We start from the raw sequence: 19,904 nt of genomic DNA on the forward strand, positions 1-19,904 counted from the left end.
CATCGTCGTTCCCGCGACGGCGGGAACCCAAGTTTCCAGAAGTTGCTAAGAAACTTGGGTTCCCGCCGCTGCGGGAACGACGGTTTTGCGGGTAGCGCTTCCTTGATTACTTGATCGCTTTCGCCGCCTTTGCCGCTTCCGCCGTCTTGCGAATCGTCTCCAAGGTCGCATTCGGGGTAATCAAATTCCCGTCGTAACGCAACTCGATCACCGCCGGCAAGGCATTGTCCCGGGTGTGCGCCAGCGCGCGCGCCAGGGCCGGGCCGAATTCCGCCGTGGCATTGACCACCTCGCCATGCGCGCCATACGCCTTGGCCAGTTCCGCAAAGTCCGGGTTGTGCAATCCGGTGCCCGATACGCGGCCCGGATAATCCCTTTCCTGGTGCATGCGGATGGTGCCGAACATGCCATTGTTGAAAACAATAATAATCACGCCGGCCTTGTATTGCACCGCGGTCGCCAGTTCTTGTCCATTCATCATGAATTCGCCATCGCCGGCAAACGTCACCACCGTGCGTGAGGGATCGACAATCTTGGCCGCGATGCCGGACGGCACGCTGTAACCCATCGCGCCATTGGTCGGCGCCAGTTGGGTGCGCATGCCGCCATAACGATAAAAGCGGTGCGCCCACGAGGCGTAATTGCCGGCGCCATTCGTGATAATCGTATCGCGCGGAACTTGCGCCATCAGTTCCTGCACCACTTGCCACAGGTCGAGCGGGGCCGTGCCATCCTTGAAAATCGGCGGCTGTTCCTGATAGGCGGCCAGCTCGGCCTTCGCCTCGGCGACCGTGCCGCGCCAGGCGGACGGGTCGACCGGCGCCATCGCGGCCAGCATGGTGCAGGCTTGCGCGGCGCCGCTGTTGATCATCAGCTCGGCCTGGTACACACTGCCCAGTTCCTCGGCGTCCGCATGAAAATGCACCAGGCGCTGGCTTGGCACGGGCGAGGCGAGCAGGGTGTAGCCGCCGGTGGTCATTTCGCCCAGGCGCGGGCCGATGGCGATGACCAGGTCGGCGTTTTTGACGCGCGCGGCCAGTTTCGGATTGATGCCGATGCCGACATCACCTATATAGTGAGGATGGGCGTTGTCAAGCAGGTCCTGGAAGCGGAAGGTGCAGCCGACCGGCAGCGCATTGGCTTCGGCAAACCGTTGCAGGTCGGCGCAGGCCTGGGCGTTCCAGCTGGCGCCGCCAAGCAGCACCACCGGACGTTGTGCGGCGGCCAGCATCTCGCGCAGGGTGGCGATCTGGGCGGCGGATGGCGACGCCTGCACCGGCTGGTAGCGGCGGGTGTCGGCCACGGCGGCGGTGTCGATCAGCATGTCTTCCGGCAGCGCCAGCACCACCGGGCCGGGACGGCCGCTGGTGGCGACCTGGAAGGCGCGCGCGATGTATTCGGGAATGCGGTCGGCGCGGTCGATCTGGGTGACCCACTTGGCCATCTGGCCGTACATGCGGCGGTAGTCGATCTCCTGGAACGCTTCGCGGTCGATGAAATCGTTGCCGACCTGGCCGATGAACAGGATCATCGGGGTCGAGTCCTGGTAGGCGGTATGCACGCCGATCGAGGCATTGGTGGCGCCGGGGCCGCGCGTGACGAAGCAGATGCCGGGTTTGCCGGTCAGCTTGCCATAGGCTTCGGCCATGAACGCGGCGCCGCCTTCCTGGCGGTTGATGATGAAGCGGATATCGGAGTCGTGCAGGGCGTCGAGCACGTCGAGGTAGCTTTCGCCGGGAACCCCGAAGGCGGTGTCGACGCCGTGAATGTTGAGCGCATCGACCAGAATCTGGCCGCCACTGCGGGAAGGGTGCGTCATGGAGTCTCTGCCTGGATGGTTGAGTATGCGTCATTCTATGCGAGCCGATTCGGGCAAGCTTTTGAAATTACGACATTAAATATCACAATTTCTATCCCCGCCGGACCGCGTGCGACATTGTGCTGCCTCAAACCCACGAATATGGCAGCGCTAACGTGGATGACTTGACCAACCCACCAGCCGCTTTCCATGGAATTGCTGATCATCCTCGTCCTGATCCTGCTCAACGGCGTGTTTGCCATGTCCGAGCTGGCGCTGGTATCGGCCAAGCGGGTGCGGCTCGAAAAAATGGCCGCCCGGGGCCGGGGCGGGGCGCGCACCGCCATGCGGCTGGCCGATGACCCGGGCGCCTTTCTTTCCACGATCCAGGTCGGCATTACCCTGATTGCCATCTTCAACGGCGCCTTCGGCGAAGCGTCGCTGACCGAGCGCCTGGCGCCGCAACTGGCCACGCTGCCGGTGCTGGCGCCCTATGCGCGCCAGGCGGCGCTGGCGCTGGTGGTGGCCGGCATTACGCTGGCGTCGATCCTGCTCGGCGAGCTGGTGCCCAAGCGCATTGCGATGCAGTATCCGGAAGCCGTGGCGGCCATCATCGCGCCGCCGCTGCAGGCGCTGTCGCGCGCCATGGCGCCGTTGGTGCGCGTGTTGTCGGCCTTGAGCGAGCTGATCATGCGGGTGCTGGGCATGGGGCGCGCGCCCGCCAGCGCCCCCACCGCCGACGAGATCAGCGGCATGCTGCGCGAGGGCGCCGACGCGGGCGTGCTCGACAAGACCGAATCGGACATCGCCGCGCGCGCCCTGCGCCTCGACGACCAGCGCATCGATGCGCTGATGACGCCACGCGCCGCGCTGCAACTGATCGACCTCGATGGCGAACGCGGCGCCAACCTGGCGCGCATCGCGGCCAGTCCGTTCAGCCGCTTTCCGGTGGTGCGCGGCGACGCCGCGCAGGTGCTGGGCGTGGTCGACGCGGGCGAACTGTTCGCCCAGGCGATCGCCCATGGCGCGCTGAACGCCATCGATATCGGCGCGGCCATGCGCGCGGCGCTGCTGGTGCCGCACACGGTCAGCGCGCGCGGCCTGCTGGAACAGTTGCGCCAACAGCAGGCCGAACTGGCGCTGGTGGTCGACGAGCATGGCGAACTGAAGGGCATGGTGACCCTGGTCGACCTGATGGCGGCCCTGATCGGCGCGCTGCCCGGCGACGAGGCGGGCGAGCCGGACGCGGTGCGACGCGAGGACGGCAGCTGGCTGCTCGATGGCGCCATGCCCCTGCCACGCCTGCGCGAGGTGCTCGGGATCGCTGATGTGCTGCCCGGCGAAGCGAGCGGGGCCTACCAGACCCTGGCCGGTTTCGTGCTGGAGCAACTCGGGCATGTGCCGGCCGCGTCCGACCGTTTTGTGTGGGAGCGTTTTCGTTTCGAGGTGGTCGATATGGACAGGCACCGGATCGACCGGGTGCTGGTGACGCAGCTGGAACAGGCCGGCGGCGCCGCGCCGGCCATTTCAGGCTGATTTACCGCTGTCAACGCCGCAGCCGGGGGCGGGCTGCGGCGCGATGCGGGACGTGCCCGGATTACCTGACGCTGAGCTTGCCGGCGCCCGCGTTGCGCAGTACCGACTCGCGCACTTTGGACGCATCGAGCACGACCGGGGTGTACGGCAGGGTCCAGCCGACCGCAGTGCTGAACTTGCAGCTCTCGCCGCCCAGGCCCAGCGCTACGCCGTTGAGCAAGGAACCGCTGTCGACGATGGCGCCGGTTTTGCCGGACGAGCCCGATGCCTCGACCACATCGCCGCATTCCTTGGCGCCGATGATGTCGAATGCGTTGTGCTGCGAGACGATCTTTGCCTTGTAGCCGACGCCGATGCTGTAGTTGTGCGGATACAGCTTGGCGTCGCGGTCGCCCTGGTAGTAATTGTTGTACACGTGAACCTTGCCGAAACGCACGCGCGGCGAGCGGCCGGTGATGTCGTGGTACAGATTGCCGTGGAAAGTGACGGTCAGGTGGCCATCGTCGGACGTGGTGCTGTCGGACGAGCCGACCAAGGTGTTTTTCTCGTGCAGCTTGAACACATTGTTCGACACGGTGACGTAGTCGGCGCCGTTCTTGATGTCGAGCGAGCCATCGTGGCACTGCTTGAGTTTGCCGTTTTCTTTCGGGAACTGGTCATCGGTGCGTGGGGCATCGGTGAAGGTGTTGTGGTCGATCCAGACGTGGGTCGCCCCGTCGACGTTCAAGCCGTCGTAGCGCGAGTTCCAGTTGCCGGTGCTGGTGTCTTTCGGATCCCACACGGGAGCGATATCGCAGGGGTTGGCGATGGTCAGGTTGCGTACGATGACGTTATCGACGCCCTTGATCATGATGCGGCCGTTGACAATGCCCGCGTCGGCGCCGACGCCGATCAGGGTGGTGTTCGATGGCAGCGAAATCAGGCTGCGCACGCCCTGGTCGGTGGCATTCTTGAACGGGCCGTCGGCAGCCATGTCGATGGTGCCGTAGATCTTGACCTGGGTCGGCTTGCCGCCCGTGTTCTTGAGCACTCCCTGCAGTTGTGCAGCCGAGCTGACCAGGAAGACATCTTTCTGCGTCGCCGCCGCGCCGCCGCGGGTGCCGCTGCTGTAGCTGGCCCAGCCCGTTGCGGGCGCTGCTTGCGTGAGCGGATCGGTGCCGGCCGGCGGCGTGGTTGGCGGCGTTGTCGGCGGCGTCGTCGGTGGGGTTGTCGGTGGCGTGGTTGGCGGGGTGGTCGGTGGCGTGGTGCCGCCGTCCAGCGGGCCTACCGCGCATTTTTTGTCGACGCCGGGATACGGATCGCTGCCGAAGGTGGCGGCGGTGCAGGCCACTTTGCCGCTGAGCGACTTGACCACCCACTTGTTCTTGATGCCGAACGATACCTGGCGCTTGGCGGCGCCGACGTCGCAGCTGCCGCCCTGGGCGGCGCATTTCGAAAAACTCTCCGGCCAGTCGGCGGCGTTGGCGGCGGAGGTGGCGAACAGGGCGGTGCTGATCAGTGCGGCAAGAGGCAACAGTTTCATTAAAGTTTCCTTGTTAAAAATTGTCTATATTGTAATAGTGAGTATGTACGTTGGGTAACGCAACTGCGATCACTTTTTTTGCAATAATGATATCGAAATCGATATCGATCGCATGGTGGTTGGCGGAAACTTGGTGGCGTGCGCGCTGGCGCGGTACAATGGAGGAGTGAAGCAGGCCAGACAGTCGCTGGCTGGCGCGTAATGCGTCGGCGGGAGGAAGGTCCGGACTCCATAGAGCAGGGTGACGGTTAATGGCCGTCCGCTGAAAGCCGACCGGCGCAAGCCGGGGAGTATAAGGCGAGGAATAGGGCCACAGAGACGAGCGTATTAAGTTACGGTGAAACGCGGTAACCTCCACCTGGAGCAATCCCAAATAGGCACGCGTTGAGGCGGCTCGCGGAGCGTGCGGGTAGGGAGCTTGAGCGCAGGAGTAATTCTGCGCCTAGAGGAATGGCTGTCATAGCGATTGCCCGCAAGGGTCGTCGCCGTAACAAAATCCGGCCTATCGGCCTGCTTCACACTGAATAATCCGGCGCGTAAGGCGCCGCTGAAACATCCTGCCTCGCCCCCGGCGAGGACATTCCCAAGGGATCCGCATGCGGGTCGGCCGCGCTGCGGCCCTGCCCCCGGCGCCATGCCGGCCTGCTGAAGAGCGACCTCAAATTTTCACATGTTGACACTCATTAATTATTTCTATAAAAGAAATGTTTCCTCATTCTTAATGGAATTTTTTGATGATCTCCGTATTTCGCAGCAATGATAATGCCGGTTTCCTGATCGGAAGCGCCGATAAGGACTATCTGTTCGGCATGGGTGGTGACGACCGCCTCGACGGCGGCGCCGGTAACGATACCCTCGTTGGCGGCACGGGCAACGACATGCTCAACGGCGGCGCCGGAGACGATACCTATTTTTTCGGGCGCGGCCATGGGCGCGACGTGATTAGTGCGGACTGGGGCGTCGCAAAGGAACGTAACCTGATCCGCTTCGCCGAAGGCATCAATCCGGCCGACATCGTCCTTTCCAGGGCCGGCTACGAGGACTTGACCTTGTCGATTCGCAATAGCGACGACAGCATCACCGTCAAGGGGTATTTTGGTCCGGGCGTGAACTTGTCGAGCGGCGAAGCGCGCCCCGCGCCGGTCGCGGACATCCGCTTCGCCGACGGCACCAGCTGGGACCACGCGGCCGTGTTCGGCCTGCTCAACCCCGTTCAAACCCTGTCCGCCGGCGCCGACTGGTTCCGGGGAGTCAACCTGGACGGCGGCGACGGCGACGACCGACTGCAGGCCGGCTACCCGGCCAGCCAGCTTGCCGGCGGCAATGGCAACGACAGCCTCGACGGCAGCGGTGGCGAGGACCTGCTGGTCGGCGGCGCCGGCGACGACTGGCTCTCGGGCGGCGAGGGCGTCAACACCTATCGTTTCAATGGCGACTGGGGGCACGACACCATTGTGACGAGCCGCTATGGCATGCACGTGGATCTGATCGCGTTGCCCGATCTGCTGGCGGGTGCGCTGACCTTCGCGCGCTCGGGCGGGGGGAAAGACCTGCTGATCGGGGTCAAGGGCGGGACGCAAAGCATCACCGTGACCAATTACTTCGATCCGCAATCGCCCGAGATCGCCACGCGTCTGCGCATCGTGCTGGCCGACGGCAGCAACTGGAATGCCGAGCAATTGCGCATAACGGCGATCCAGGCCAACGGTCTCGAAGTCAACGGCACCGACGGCGGCGACTTTCTTACCGGCGGTGCGCATAACGATTTGCTCAGCGGCGGCAATGGCAGCGACACGCTCGTGGGTGGCGAAGGCAACGATGTCCTCGTTGGCGGCGAGGGCAATGACGTTTTGTTCGACAATATTGGCGACAACCTCTTCGACGCGGGGGCCGGGAACGCCAGGTTGACCGGCGGCTCCGGGATCAATATGTACAAGTTCGGCCGCGATGCGGGAACGTATGTGGTCGACCCCGCCGTCGGCGGTACCCATATCGTGCTGCTGGGCGACGATGTACGCCCCGCCGATGTGAGCTTTGCCGCCAACTGGTCCAATCAGCTGAACATCGCTATTACCGGCACCAGCGCGTTGCTGCAACTGTCATTCAACATGTCGTCCGACGCCGAACCTGGCATGCGGGGCCGGGTGCAGCTCCAGTTTGCCGATGGCACCATCTGGAGCGAGGACGACATCCTGAATCGAGTGTACCGGGGCGATGAGGGCGATAATCTCATCAAGAGTGGCCAGGGGCTCGACGTTTTGTACGGCCTGGACGGCAATGACACGCTCGATGGCTACCGTGGCGACGACACTTTGTATGGCGGCAACGGCAACGACAGCCTGGACGGCGGCGACGGATACGATGTCCTGGTGGGCGGGGAGGGGCCTGACGTGCTCCTGGGTGGCGAGGGCAATGACCTGCTACAAGGCGGGGCCGGCAACGACAGGCTGTTCAGCGATAGCGGCGACGATACCGTGCGCGGCGGCGCCGGCGACGACGAGATCTGGGAAAAGGATGGCAGCAATACCTTCGTGTTTGCACGCGGCGACGGCAACGACGTGCTGCACATTACGCAAAACGATGCCAACCAGAAAAACGTGATCACCTTCGAGGGCGACCTCAAGCCCCAGGATGTCTGGGTCAGCCTGGTGAATGCGGGTGGGGGCAATGGCACCCAATTGACCCTGGAGTCGGGGGCGGGCCGTATTACCATCCCGAATTACGACTATCATTACTACGGCGCGACGTCGGTGCACGAAATTCGCTTTCCCGACGGCACGGTGTGGGATCGGGGCGCCATTTTCGCCTGCTCGCTGATCGGCAACGAGCGCGATAATATGCTGGAGGGCGACTTCCTCTCCAATGTCCTCGAAGGTAAAGGCGGCACCGACTCGCTGAACGGCCACAGCGGCCACGACACCCTGTCGGGTGGAACCGGCGACGACATGCTCGACGGCGGCGGTGATGACGCCAATACCTATTTGCTGAACCGCGGCGACGGTGCCGACGTCATCCGGGACTGGGGCGTCGGCAGCGTGATCCGTTTCGGCGCGGGCATCAGCCCCGCCGATATCGTTGCCGCCCCAGTCAGTGGTTCAATCATGCGCCTGAGCTACGGCAGCGATTCGGTGGTGATCGGCCGGATCTACAGTAGCAATGTGGCCGAGGTCCTGGCGCAGAGCTACCTCGAGTTTGCCGGTGGTGCGCGCATCCCCTTGTCGGCCTTCAACAACCACGCACCGGTCGCGACCTACGTCCCGGCGCCGCCGGCGGCTGAAGAAGCGCAGCGCTTCGAGATGGTGCTGCCGCGCGAGATGTTCTCCGACCCGGATCAGGGCGATAGCGGCGTCATGAGCGTCGGCGCTCTGCCGGCATGGCTGCACTTCGACCCGTTCACCCGCACTCTGAGCGGCATCCCGTCGTCCAGCGATACCGGCACGGTGCCGTTGACCGTGACCTGGACCGACAAGGGCGGCTTGCATGCCAGTGTCGTCATGGATCTGGCGGTCAAGCCGGCGGCCAGCGTAACGCTGAGCGGCGGGGCGGATGCCGATATCCTCACCGGCAAGTCGAATAACGACGACCTGCGTGGCTTCGATGGCGACGACCAACTGAACGGTATGGGCGGCAACGATACCCTGGACGGCGGCGCCGGCAAGGACACCCTCGCTGGCGGCAGCGGCAACGACAGCTACGTCGCCGACGCCACCGATGTCATCATCGAAGACGCCGGCGGCGGCCTGGACCAGGTCACCTCGGCGGCCAGCCTGACCCTGGCCGGGCATGTTGAAATCCTGACCCTGTCCGGTGCCGCACCGGCCGACGGCATCGGTAACGCGCTCGACAACCTGCTCAAGGGCAACGCCGGCGCCAACCTGCTGGACGGCCTCGATGGCATCGATCTGTTGCAGGGCGGCGCCGGCAACGACGGCTTGACCGATGCGCTCGGGCGCGCCAGCCTGCTCGACGGCGGAGCCGGCATTGACTGCCTGGTGGGCGGCAGCGGCAACGATATGTTCATCAGCGGCAAGGGCGCCGACACGATCACCACCGGCACGGGCGCCGACCTGATCGTCTTCAACCGGGGCGACGGCGTCGATACCGTGCTCGGCACGACCGGCGCCGACAATACCCTGTCGCTGGGCGGCGGCATCCGCTATGCCGACCTGCTGCTGACCAAGGCCGGCAGCGACTTGGTCCTGACCACTGGCGTGGCCGAGCGGATCGTCTTCAAGAGCTGGTACGCGGCGCCGGGCAACGCCAGCATCGGCACCTTGCAGGTGGTTACCGCCACTTCCACGGACTATCATCCCGGCGCGCTGAGCCCGATCAACGACAACATGGTCGAGCAGTTCGACTTCATCGGCATCGTGGCGCGCTTCGACCAGGCGCGTGCCGCCGGCGCGACGGCCTGGAGCGCGTGGACCACGCTCGAGCAGTTCCATCGTGGCGGCAGCGACACCGCAGCCATCGGCGGCGACCTGGCTTACCAGTACGCGCTCAACGGCAACCTGGCCAATGTCGGTGCAACGCCCGCGATCGGCATCGTCGGCAACAGTGGTTTCGGCAGCGCAGCGCAGGAATTCTTGCCCGCGTCCAGCCTGAACGACGGCTCGCCGCTGCTGTACTAAGCACGCATGAACCTCCATACCCGCGCGTTCTGCGGGGGTGTGGTGTTTTGCCCGGCGCCCCTTCCCACTCACTCCCGGGCCAGCATCGCAACGCGCCGGTAGCTGTTGGCGCAACGCGCCGGCGCGGCATGCTCTACCCACCCGCAAAAAATTGACCTTGGTTAATTAGTTGTATAAAAGTAAGCGCTCTTTCATCGGGACAGGTCCAATACCTGTTCCTTTTCAATTTTCTTCTCAACAACGGATATGCCCATGGCGCTGCAAACGAATAACGACCTCCCCCTCTTGATCAATGGTAGCGATATCGGGGAGACGCTCACTGGATTAGGCAATGGCGATCAGATATATGGCAACGGTGGAGACGACACCTTGATCGGCGCCGGCGGCGACGATACGCTCACCGGCGGCGCGGACGACGACCTGCTCAAGGGCGGCGACGGCAATGATGTGCTGATGGGCGGCGACGGCAGCGACGACCTTCATGGCGGCAGCGGCGTCAACGTGCTCCATGGCGGGCGCGGCGACGATGTCCTGCGCCATACGCCGAGTTGGGATGTCAACAATACGTTTGTGTTCAACCAGGGTGATGGCACCGACACGATCGTCGATGCGGGACTGAACGCCGTGATCGAGTTCGGCCCTGGCATTCAGGCCAGCGATATCGTGCCGGTCAATTTCGCGCCGACGATGGCGTTTGCCTATGCCAGCGTCAACGGCGCCATCGATCGGGTGGTGCTCGCCGACCACGCACGGCAGGCGGATTTTGTGAATGTCAGGTTCGCCGACCAGACAGTCAGGCCGCTCTCCGATTTCATCCGCCATGCGCCGCAGGTGGGCATTGGCATGTTCGACTTTGCGGTGCAAGAGGGCGACAGCATCGCGCTGACTGTCCCCGATGATGCTTTTGTGGATGTCGATGCAGGCGATGTACTGCGCTACAACCTGCGCACGGAACAGGGCGGCGCGCTTCCCGCCTGGCTCAGCTTCGATGCCGACGCCCGCGTCATGCTGCTCAGTCCGGGGTATCGCGACGCCGGCGACCTCAGGCTGATCCTCACCGCGACCGACAGCTCGGGCCAGTCGGCCAGCGCCAAGTTCACGCTGCAAGTGTTCGACCTTCCGCTCGCCCCGGTCGTCGGCACGCCCATGGCCGACCAGACGGTCGAGGAACAGCGCCCTTTCAGCCTGGTCCTGCCTTCGGATATGTTCGTCGACGAGGATGACGACGGCGCCGGCGTCATGACGGTCGGCGCGCTGCCGGCCTGGCTGGCCTTCGATGCTCTCAGCCGTACCCTGAGCGGCACCCCGGCCACTCCCGGCGCCGGCCCGCTCGCCATCGACGTTACCTGGACCGACAGCGCCGGCGCCAGCGCCAGCACCAGCTTCAATCTGAACGTGGCCGCGGCCGGCAGCATCGCCCTGCGCGGTACGGCGCAGGCCGACATCCTGCATGGCAAGTCGAATGACGACCACCTGGCCGGCCTGGGCGGCAACGACCAGCTGTACGGCCATCTGGGCAACGATGTGCTCGACGGCGGCGCCGGCAGGGACACGCTGGCCGGCGGCGCCGGCAACGACAGCTACCTTGTCGATGCCCAGGATGTCGTGACCGAAGAGGCCGATGCGGGACTGGATCAGATCAGCAGCGCGGCTGGCCTGACCCTGCCGGCGCACGTCGAGATACTGAGCTTGACGGGCAGCGCGGCGGTAAACGGCCGTGGCAATGGGCTCGACAACCTGCTCAAGGGCAATGTCGGCGCCAACCAGCTGAATGGGCAGGACGGGGTCGACCTGCTGCAGGGTGGGGCGGGCAACGATACCCTGACGGATACGGCCGGCCATGCCAACCTGCTCGATGGCGGCTCCGGGGCCGACCGCCTGAGCGGCGGCGACGGCAAGGAGCTGTTTTTTGGCGGCAAGGGCGCCGACAACATCGCCACCGGGGCGGGCGCCGACCTGATCGTGTTCAACCGCGGCAACGGCATGGACACGGTCGGATTCTCCTTGGGCACGGACAATATCGTCTCGCTTGGCGGCGGCATCGCGTATGCCGACCTGGCGCTGCGCAAGTCGGGCGCCGACCTGATCCTGTCGGCCGGCGCCGGCGACCAGATCACCTTCAAGAGCTGGTACGCGGGGCCGGACCATGCCAGCGTCGCCGTGTTGCAGATGGTCACGGCAGCATCGGCGGACTACCTCCCCGGCGCAAGCAGTCCGATCCACGATAACAAGGTGGAAACCTTCGATTTCATGGCCTTGATCGCTCAATTCGACCAAAACCGGGGCACCTTGGGAAGCACCTGGCGCTTTGGGGCAAGCCTGGAGCAATTCTCCAACGGCGGCAGCGACACGGCGGCCATCGGCGGCAACCTGGCTTATCAGTATGCGCTCAACGGCAACCTGGCCACGGTAGGTGCGGCGGTGGCGATCGCCATTGTCGGTAGCAGCGGTTTCGGCAGCTTAATGCAGGAGTTCTTGCCCGGCGCCAGCCTGAACGACGGCTCCCCGCTGCTGTACTAAGCCAAGTCCACTGGGCATTTGCAGCCATTCCCTGGGTTCCTGCGCTCGGAATGGCTTTTACGCCTTCGACAGCTGCATGGCCGGCGCCGGTGCGGGCACCATTCGCGCGGTTGCGCATGGCGCTACCGGACAGCGCGGATAGCGCTACCAGGACGGCATAAATTGACGCATGTGAAACATTTCTATAAAACCAATATTTACCTTAAAGAAATGGAAACGTGATGAATGTGATTCAACCGGACGTTCGAACAGCGACCGTTTGTATGGACTCGATGGTGATGACCAGTTATTCGGCATGGCGCATGATGATTTCCTGTGCGGCGGAAACGGTAACGATCTTCTTGACGGCGGCTCCGGTATCGATCTCTTGCAGGGTGGCGCGGGCAACGATGCCCTGTCGTCGGCGGGCGGGGGCAGGCTGCTGCTTGATGGCGGGTCGGGCGACGATCGCCTGCTCGGCGGCGAAGAAATCCGGATGTCGATCGGCGGCACCGGCGCCGATATGGTCATGGGCGGCGGCGCTGTGATAGCCTTCAACCGTGGCGACGGCCATGACACCGTGGTGACGTCCGACTCCTTCCAGGGCGACGCACTGTCGCTCGGTGGCGGCATCACCTACGCCGACCTGGTGCTGCGCAAGTCCGGCAGCGACCTTGTGCTGTCGTCCGGCGCCGCCGACCAGATCACCTTCAAGGGCTGGTACGTGTCTCCTGGCCATGCCAGCATCGCTACCTTGCAGGTGGTAACTGCGGCATCATGGGATTACAAGCCGCAAGCGCTGAGCCCGATCAACGACAACAAGGCCGAGCAATTCGATTTCCGGGCGTTGGTGGCGCGCTTCGATGAAGCCCGCGCAAGCGGCGCGACCGCATGGAGTGTCTGGACCACCTTGGAGCAATTCTCCCTGGGCGGCAGCGACACGGCGGCCATCGGCGGCGACCTGGCCTACCAGTACGCGCTCAACGGCACGCTGTCGAATGTCGGAATGATAACGGCTATCGGCATCGTTGGCAGCCCTGATTTCGGCACTGCCGGGCAACTGCTTCTCGACCCTGCCAGCCTGAACGACGGCTCCCCGCTGCTGTCCTGATCCGCCGCTTACCCGCGGCGCTGGCCGGCTGCGGGCTTCCTATCACACTCCATCGTCCACACCGGACAAATCACTCATCCGTTGCGCAAAAGTAAGCAGATGTAATTATTTTAAGTCTTGTTGTGTCTCGCAAACCCATGTGTATAGATGAGGTTGAACATTCACTGTCTTGTCTAAGTCTCTAATTTATCGACATATTTTCCTTTGAAGATCCTTCAAGGTAATGCGCTAAGTCCTTGACTTCATTAACAAAATTCCCTTTTAGCACGATTGAAAGCGCTTGACCGTCCAGATGGCTTCATCTAAAGTGGGCAACTGTGTGGAAAAGTGTAGTTTTGTGGGAGAGAATTCATGCTCCTGGCGCCAAAACACCGACTTCATAATAACTTTTTCAAGTAGGTAACTCGTGTTTCAAGGCGCGTCCGCAATCAATCTCGATGCGAAAGGCAGGATGTCTATTCCTTCCAAGCATCGCGACGCACTCGCAGTCCAGTGCGAAGGCCGCCTCACGCTTACCCGCCACCCGCACGGGTGCCTGCTGTTTTTTCCGCGTCCGGTGTGGGAATCGCACCGCGAGCAGATCGCCGCCTGGCCGATGTCGGCCCGCGCGTGGCAGCGTATTTTCCTCGGCAACGCTTGCGATGTCGAGCTCGATTCTGTCGGGCGTATCCTGATCTCGCCCGAGTTGCGCAGCGCTGTCGGCCTCACCCGCGAGGTCATGCTGCTTGGCATGGGCAGCCATTTCGAAATATGGGATGCCGCCAAACTGGCCGAAGACGAGCAAGCCGCCGTCGCCGGTGGCATGCCCGATGTGTTATCTAATTTTTCTTTCTAAGGCGCGCCGATGATGAATGTGGTGGCGGTGCCGGAATTTCAGCACCGGACGGTGTTGCTGGACGAAGCGGTTGACGCACTCGACCTGACGGGCGTGCGTGCCGATGGCACTTATATAGACGGGACCTTCGGTCGCGGTGGACATAGCCGCCTGATCCTGTCGCACCTGGGGCCGAACGGGCGCCTGTTTGCTTTCGACAAGGACTTGCAGGCGATCGCCACGGCCGGCCAGATAACTGACGCGCGCTTTGAAATCGTGCACGACAGTTTTGCCACGATGCAGCAGGCCCTGGCCGCGCGCGGCGTGGACCAGGTCGACGGCATTTTGCTCGATTTGGGCATTTCCTCGCCGCAGGTGGACGATGCCGCGCGCGGTTTCAGCTTCCGCAACGATGGCCCGCTCGACATGCGCATGGACACCACGCGCGGCGTGTCCGCCGCCGAGTGGCTGGCCAGCGAGACTGAACAACAATTGGAAAGGGTCATTCGCAATTATGGGGAAGAACGGTTTGCTTTTCAGATTGCAAAGGCGATTGTTGCTCGCCGGGCAGTCGAACCAATTTCAAGCACACGACAGCTTGCCGGCATCGTGGCAAACGCGGTTAAAACCCGCGAGAAGGGCAAGGATCCGGCCACACGGACCTTTCAAGCTATCCGGATTTTCATCAATAAAGAGCTTGAGGACCTTGAAACAGGCTTGAGCGCGGCTTACGCCATGCTCGCGCCCGGCGCGCGCATGGCCGTGATCAGCTTCCATTCGCTGGAAGACCGCATGGTCAAGCAGTTTCTGGCCAGCAAGGTCAAGGTCGAACAGCCCGACCGCCGCCTGCCGATCCGCGCGGTCGACCTGCCGCAGCCGCTGATGAAGCTGATCAGCAAGATGAAACCGTCCGAGCTTGAAGTCGAAGGCAATCCGCGCTCGCGCTCGGCCGTGATGCGGGTGGCCGAACGCTTGCCCGAATCTCGTCCCAATCGGAGCGCCGCGTGAACAGCAAGATTAACGCCGTGCTCGCCGTGCTGCTGGTCGGCTGCGCACTGTCGCTGGTCAACGCCCAGTTTCAGGCGCGCAACCTGTTCATCGAGCTGGGCAAGCTCGAACACCAGGCGCGCCAGCTCGACATCGACTGGGCGCAATTGCAGCTCGACCAGTCGACCCTGGGCACCAACGCGCGCATCGAACAGATCGCGCGCGACAAGCTCGACATGACGCCGCTGACCCCGGCGCGCACGCAGTACCTGACGGAAGGGGCGCAATGAAACGCGGTAACAATGGTGCGGCAGGCGCGCGTGTAGCGGCCTCGAAAGGCGTATCGTTCTCGAAAAGCCCGGTGCTGGCGGTCAGCCTGCCCACCTGGCGTTCGCGCGTGGTGCTGTTTGTGCTGTTCGCCTCCTTCATGGTGCTGGCCGGGCGCGCCGTGTGGCTGCAAACCGTGTCCAACGAATTCCTGATCAGCCAGGGCAAGAACCGCTACGAGCGCACCATCGAACTGCCCGCCACGCGCGGGCGCATCCTCGACCGCAACGGCCAGGTGCTGGCCTCCTCGGTCCCGGTCAAGGCGGTGTGGGCGATTCCCGAAGACGTGCTCGAGTCGCCGCCGGAAAAACTGCGCGCCCTGGCCGCGCTGCTCACCATGAGTGACGCCGCGCTGCGTAAAAAACTCGATTCGGACCGCACCTTCGTGTACCTGAAGCGCCAGGTCGAGATGCCGGTGATCGAGCAGATCGCCAAACTGGGCATCAAGGGCCTGGACACGCGCAAGGAATACAAACGCTTCTATCCGCAGGGCGAAATCGCGACCCACCTGGTCGGGTTCACCAACGTCGAAGACGCCGGCCAGGAAAGCATGGAACTGGCCCAGCAAAAAAACCTGGTCGGCACCACCGGCAGCCGCCGCGTGATCAAGGATCGCCTCGGCCAGATCGTCGAAGACGTGGGCCTGTCGAAAGAGCCGCACGACGGCAAGGACCTCACCCTGTCGGTCGACAGCAAGCTGCAATACATCGCCTTCAACCAGGTCAAGGAAGCCGTGGCCAAGTTCAAGGCCAAGGCCGGCGCCGCCGTGGTGCTGGACGTGAAAACCGGCGAAGTGCTGGCGCTGGCCAACTGGCCGACGTACGATCCGAACGACCGCAAGGGCCTGACCGGGGCGCAGCTGCGCAACCGCGTCATCACCGATACTTTCGAGCCGGGTTCGACCCTCAAACCGTTCACCGTGGCGCTGGCGCTCGACAGCGGGCGCGTCACGCCCACCACCCGCATCGATACCGGGGCCGGGCGCTTCGTGATCAACGGCGCGCCGATTTCCGACACCAAGGCTCACGGTGTGATCACGGTCTCCGAGATCGTCGAAATGTCGTCCAACATCGGCACCTCCAAGCTGGCGCTGTCGATGCCGCCGCGCGAAATGTGGGAGATGTTTACCGAAGTCGGTTTCGGCCAGCAGCCCAAGTTCGGCTTTCCCGGCGCGGTGGCGGGGCGCGTGCGTCCGTATAAATCGTGGCGTCCGGTCGAACAGGCCACCATGAGCTACGGGAACGGCATTTCGGTCTCGCTGCTGCAACTGGCGCGCGGCTACATGATGTTCGCGCGCGACGGCGACACCATTCCGCTGTCGTTCCAGAAGGTCACCGAGCTGCCAGTCGGACGCCAGATCATCAAGCCGAAAACCGCGCGCCAGATGCGCGAGATGCTCGAGCTGGTGGTGTCGGGCGCGCACGGCACCGCCAAGCAGGCGCAGGTTGCCGGCTACCGCGTGGGCGGCAAGACCGGCACCGCCTACAAGGTCGAAAACGGCAAGTACGCCATGCCGCGCAAGTACATCGGCAGTTTTGTCGGCATGGTGCCGATGTCGAACCCGCGCTTCATCATCGCCGTCATGATCGACGAACCGACCGCGATCGGCCACTTCGGTGGCATCGTGGCGGCGCCGACCTTTGCCGCGCTGGCCGCCAACTCGCTGCGCGCGCTCAATATTCCGCCCGATTCGGACGTGACCGAAATCGTCGCGCCGAACGATGGCTCCGGGGAGGTGATGTAATGACACAAATAGTGCCGTCCTTGAATCCGCAGCAGGTCTGCACCTGGATCGCCCAGGCCGCTCCCGGCGCCAGGGTGGTGTCCGACTCGCGCCGCGTCAAGCCGGGCGACGTTTTCTTCGCCTACCCGGGCGACGCCGCCGACGGCCGCGCCTACATCGCCAGGGCGATTGAGCAGGGCGCCGCCGCCATCGTCTACGACGACCGCGATTTCGCCTGGACTGACGCCTCGGGCGTGCCGCACCTGGCCGTGAGCGACCTGAAAGCGCACGCCGGTCCGATCGCGCACGCCTGCTATCGGCTCCCCGATGCCGCCATGTTCACCGTCGGCGTGACCGGCACCAACGGCAAGACCTCGTGCGCGGTCTGGCTCGGCCAGGCCTTTGCGCGCCTGGGCGAGACGGCGGCCGTCATCGGCACGCTCGGCGTGGGATTGTTCAGCGGGCGCGGCGAAGTCGAGTACGACGTCACCGGCTACACGACACCCGACGCGGTGCTGCTGGCCGAAAAACTGGCCGGCGTGCGCGATGCGGGCGCCACCGCGCTGGCGATTGAGGTAAGCTCCATCGGTCTCGGGCAAGGCCGTACCCTGGGCATGCATTTTGACGTTGCGCTGTTCACCAACCTGACGCGCGACCACCTCGACTATCACGGCACCATGGAATGCTACGAAGCGGCGAAGGCCAAGCTGTTCGCGTGGCCAGGATTGAAAACAGCAGTGCTTAACCTCGACGACCCGGCAGGACAACGCCTGGTCAAGCAACTCGTATCCCAGCCCGGCGGCCCTTGCGTGACCGGCTACACCCTGCGCGACGCGGCCACCCAGCCCGACATCGCCGGTGTGACCATGCTGCGTGCCTCGCAGTTCCGCAGTCGCCACGCGGGCACCGAATTCCATCTCGATTCGCCGCTCGGCGGCGCCCAGGTCAAGACGCGCCTGGTGGGCCACTTCAACATCAGCAATGCGCTGGCCGTGCTCGGCGCGCTGCTGGCCAAGGGCGTGGCCCTGCGCGCCGCGCTCGACGCCATCGAAGCGCTTACGCCGGCGCCCGGCCGCATGCAGCAGATCGGCGGCCAGGATGCGCCGATGGTGGTCATCGACTACGCCCACACCCCGGACGCGCTGGAGCAGACCCTGGGCGCGCTGCGCCAGGTGGCGCACGAACGCGGCGGCCAGTTGTGGTGCGTGTTCGGCTGCGGCGGCGACCGCGATCCGGGCAAGCGCCCGCAAATGGGGGCGATTGCGCAGATCGCCGAACATGTGCTGGTCACCAGCGACAATCCGCGCAGCGAAGATCCGGCAGCCATCATCAGCCAGATCGTGGCTGGCATGGATGCGGCCCATCCTGCCTCGCGCTTGCAGGCGATCGAAGACCGCGCCGCCGCGATCCTGTCGGCCGTCAAGCACGCGGCCAAGCCGGACGTGATCCTGCTGGCCGGTAAAGGCCATGAGCCGTATCAGGAAATCAAGGGCCGCAAGATGCCGTTTTCGGACGCCGACCACGCTGCCCTGGCGCTGGCCGCGCGCGTGACCATGATGAGGACTAACTGATGCACGGCTCGCTCGCACAACTGGTCGCGGCCATTCCCGGCGCGCGCATGACGGCCGAGGCCACCTTCAACAGCGTCTCGACCGACAGCCGCAGCGCCGGCGCCGGCGCGCTGTTCGTCGCCTTGCGCGGCGAGACCTTCGACGCCCACGACTTCCTGGCCCAGGTGGCCGGCGGCGGCGCCGCGTGCGTGGTGGCGGAGCGCCTGCCCGACGGCTGGACCCTGCCCGCCATCGTGGTGCCGGATACCCTCGTCGCCCTGGGCCGCATCGCCAACCACTGGCGCGCGCAGTATGCGATTCCCGTGATCGGCGTCACCGGCAGCAATGGCAAGACCACGGTCAAGGAAATGATCGCCGCGATCCTGGCGGCCGGCCTGTCGGACGACGCACGCCTGGCCACGCGCGGCAACCTGAATAACGAAATCGGCGTGCCGCTCACCTTGATGCGTGTGAGCAGCGCGCACAAGGCGGCCGTGATCGAACTGGGCATGAACCATCCGGGTGAGATCGCGCGCCTGACGGCGATTGCCGCGCCCACCATCGCGCTGGTCAACAACGCCCAGCGTGAGCACCAGGAATTCATGCACACGGTCGAAGCGGTGGCGCGCGAAAACGGCGCCGTGCTGGCCGGTCTGCCGCTTGACGGCGTGGCCGTGTTCCCAGGCGACGACGAATACACCGCGCTGTGGCAGGGCATGGCCGCCGCCCGTACCTGCATCACTTTCGGCTTCGACGCCGCCTGCAACGTCAGCTGCGGGCACCGCGCCACCGATTTCGGCAGCGAACTCGATGTAACGGTGCGGATCGACGGCGCGCCGACGCACAGCTTCAACGTCAAGCTGGCCGCGGCCGGTTTGCACAATGTGCGTAACGCGCTCGCGGCGATCGCCTGCACCATCGCCGCCGGCATTGCGCCGGAAGCCGTGGCGCGCGGGCTGGCCGCGTTCGAGCCGGTCAGCGGCCGCCTGCAGCGCAAGCACGCCACCTGCGGGGCCACCGTCATCGACGACAGCTACAACGCCAATCCGGATTCGGTGCGCGCCGCCATCGACGTGCTGGCGCAGGCGCACGCGCCGCGCATCCTGGTACTGGGCGACATGGGCGAAGTCGGCACGCAAGGGCGGGAATTTCACGAAGAAATCGGCGCCTACGCGGCCGCGCGCGGTATTGATTCGGTGCTTGTCACCGGCGACCTGACGCGCCACATGGCCGCCTCGGGCGCACAGCATTACACGCAGTTCGACGAATTATTGGCAGCACTCGATACACAATTGGGCAGCACCTCTGACGCGACTGTACTGGTGAAGGGTTCGCGTTTCATGAAAATGGAACGCGTCGTCGCTCACCTGGCCGGATCACATAACACAAGTAAGGAAGCCCACTAA

12 protein-coding genes and 1 other RNA gene are annotated in these 19,904 nt (G+C 64.3%); 11 read left to right on the forward strand and 2 right to left on the reverse strand.

All coding sequences use genetic code 11. From position 1 onward, the window contains the following. Positions 1 to 106: 106 nt before the first annotated feature. Positions 107 to 1,819, reverse strand: coding sequence for a thiamine pyrophosphate-binding protein (locus F2P46_RS21975; RefSeq protein ID WP_166894142.1), 1,713 nt, complete (start codon positions 1,817 to 1,819; stop codon positions 107 to 109). Positions 1,820 to 2,008: 189 nt separating this feature from the next. On the opposite strand from F2P46_RS21975, the gene F2P46_RS21980 reads away from it, so the two are divergent. Next, positions 2,009 to 3,334 carry a hemolysin family protein gene (locus tag F2P46_RS21980; RefSeq protein WP_166894144.1) on the forward strand — a complete coding sequence of 442 codons (1,326 nt, stop codon included), beginning with the start codon at positions 2,009 to 2,011 and terminating at the stop codon, positions 3,332 to 3,334. Positions 3,335 to 3,395: 61 nt separating this feature from the next. Here the strand turns inward: F2P46_RS21980 and F2P46_RS21985 are convergent, their stop codons facing one another. Beyond that, complete coding sequence (locus F2P46_RS21985; protein ID WP_208296726.1) at positions 3,396 to 4,856, reverse strand: hypothetical protein; 1,461 nt, start codon at positions 4,854 to 4,856, stop codon at positions 3,396 to 3,398. A gap of 168 nt (positions 4,857 to 5,024) precedes the next feature. On the opposite strand from F2P46_RS21985, the gene rnpB reads away from it, so the two are divergent. The 10 genes from rnpB to murF all read left to right on the forward strand — a co-directional run bounded on the left by rnpB (position 5,025) and on the right by murF (position 19,904). Further along, positions 5,025 to 5,377, forward strand: an RNA gene (gene rnpB / locus F2P46_RS21995) — RNase P RNA component class A. Positions 5,378 to 5,590: 213 nt separating this feature from the next. Then, entirely contained in the window at positions 5,591 to 9,487 is a 3,897-nt protein-coding gene (locus F2P46_RS22000; protein WP_166894148.1) for a calcium-binding protein, read from the forward strand. Positions 9,488 to 9,739: 252 nt separating this feature from the next. Further along, positions 9,740 to 12,007: a putative Ig domain-containing protein gene (locus F2P46_RS38290; RefSeq protein WP_208296727.1), complete on the forward strand. Its 2,268-nt coding sequence runs from the start codon at positions 9,740 to 9,742 to the stop codon at positions 12,005 to 12,007. A 193-nt stretch (positions 12,008 to 12,200) separates the two neighbouring features. Further along, positions 12,201 to 13,097, forward strand: a complete 897-nt coding sequence (locus F2P46_RS22010) for a calcium-binding protein (protein WP_368737941.1) — start codon at positions 12,201 to 12,203, stop codon at positions 13,095 to 13,097. A 406-nt stretch (positions 13,098 to 13,503) separates the two neighbouring features. Continuing rightward, entirely contained in the window at positions 13,504 to 13,932 is a 429-nt protein-coding gene (mraZ, locus tag F2P46_RS22015; RefSeq protein ID WP_166894154.1) for a division/cell wall cluster transcriptional repressor MraZ, read from the forward strand. A gap of 12 nt (positions 13,933 to 13,944) precedes the next feature. Continuing rightward, positions 13,945 to 14,919 carry a 16S rRNA (cytosine(1402)-N(4))-methyltransferase RsmH gene (gene rsmH, locus F2P46_RS22020; RefSeq protein WP_166894306.1) on the forward strand — a complete coding sequence of 325 codons (975 nt, stop codon included), beginning with the start codon at positions 13,945 to 13,947 and terminating at the stop codon, positions 14,917 to 14,919. Next, a complete protein-coding gene (gene ftsL / locus F2P46_RS22025; protein ID WP_166894156.1) occupies positions 14,916 to 15,188 on the forward strand; it encodes a cell division protein FtsL in 273 nt (90 codons plus the stop codon). Before rsmH ends, ftsL begins: the two co-directional genes overlap by 4 nt. Beyond that, positions 15,185 to 16,969: a penicillin-binding protein 2 gene (locus tag F2P46_RS22030; protein ID WP_166894158.1), complete on the forward strand. Its 1,785-nt coding sequence runs from the start codon at positions 15,185 to 15,187 to the stop codon at positions 16,967 to 16,969. The genes ftsL and F2P46_RS22030 overlap by 4 nt, the downstream gene beginning before the upstream one ends. Continuing rightward, positions 16,969 to 18,519: a UDP-N-acetylmuramoyl-L-alanyl-D-glutamate--2,6-diaminopimelate ligase gene (locus F2P46_RS22035; protein WP_166894160.1), complete on the forward strand. Its 1,551-nt coding sequence runs from the start codon at positions 16,969 to 16,971 to the stop codon at positions 18,517 to 18,519. The genes F2P46_RS22030 and F2P46_RS22035 overlap by 1 nt, the downstream gene beginning before the upstream one ends. After that, positions 18,519 to 19,904 (forward strand): UDP-N-acetylmuramoyl-tripeptide--D-alanyl-D-alanine ligase, encoded by a 1,386-nt coding sequence (gene murF, locus F2P46_RS22040; protein ID WP_166894162.1) that lies wholly within the window; start codon positions 18,519 to 18,521, stop codon positions 19,902 to 19,904. Before F2P46_RS22035 ends, murF begins: the two co-directional genes overlap by 1 nt.

Source organism: Massilia sp. CCM 8734 (assembly GCF_011682155.1).
GTDB lineage: Bacteria > Pseudomonadota > Gammaproteobacteria > Burkholderiales > Burkholderiaceae_D > Telluria_A > Telluria_A rubra.

Excerpts from the sequence above, each read along its gene's own strand:
- F2P46_RS21975 (WP_166894142.1), bottom strand. The coding sequence starts at position 1,819 with ATGACGCACCCTTCCCGCAGTGGCGGCCAGATTCTGGTCGATGCGCTC.
- F2P46_RS21980 (WP_166894144.1), top strand. The coding sequence starts at position 2,009 with ATGGAATTGCTGATCATCCTCGTCCTGATCCTGCTCAACGGCGTGTTT.
- F2P46_RS21985 (WP_208296726.1), bottom strand. The coding sequence starts at position 4,856 with ATGAAACTGTTGCCTCTTGCCGCACTGATCAGCACCGCCCTGTTCGCC.
- F2P46_RS22000 (WP_166894148.1), top strand. The coding sequence starts at position 5,591 with ATGATCTCCGTATTTCGCAGCAATGATAATGCCGGTTTCCTGATCGGA.
- F2P46_RS38290 (WP_208296727.1), top strand. The coding sequence starts at position 9,740 with ATGGCGCTGCAAACGAATAACGACCTCCCCCTCTTGATCAATGGTAGC.
- rsmH (WP_166894306.1), top strand. The coding sequence starts at position 13,945 with ATGAATGTGGTGGCGGTGCCGGAATTTCAGCACCGGACGGTGTTGCTG.
- F2P46_RS22030 (WP_166894158.1), top strand. The coding sequence starts at position 15,185 with ATGAAACGCGGTAACAATGGTGCGGCAGGCGCGCGTGTAGCGGCCTCG.
- F2P46_RS22035 (WP_166894160.1), top strand. The coding sequence starts at position 16,969 with ATGACACAAATAGTGCCGTCCTTGAATCCGCAGCAGGTCTGCACCTGG.
- murF (WP_166894162.1), top strand. The coding sequence starts at position 18,519 with ATGCACGGCTCGCTCGCACAACTGGTCGCGGCCATTCCCGGCGCGCGC.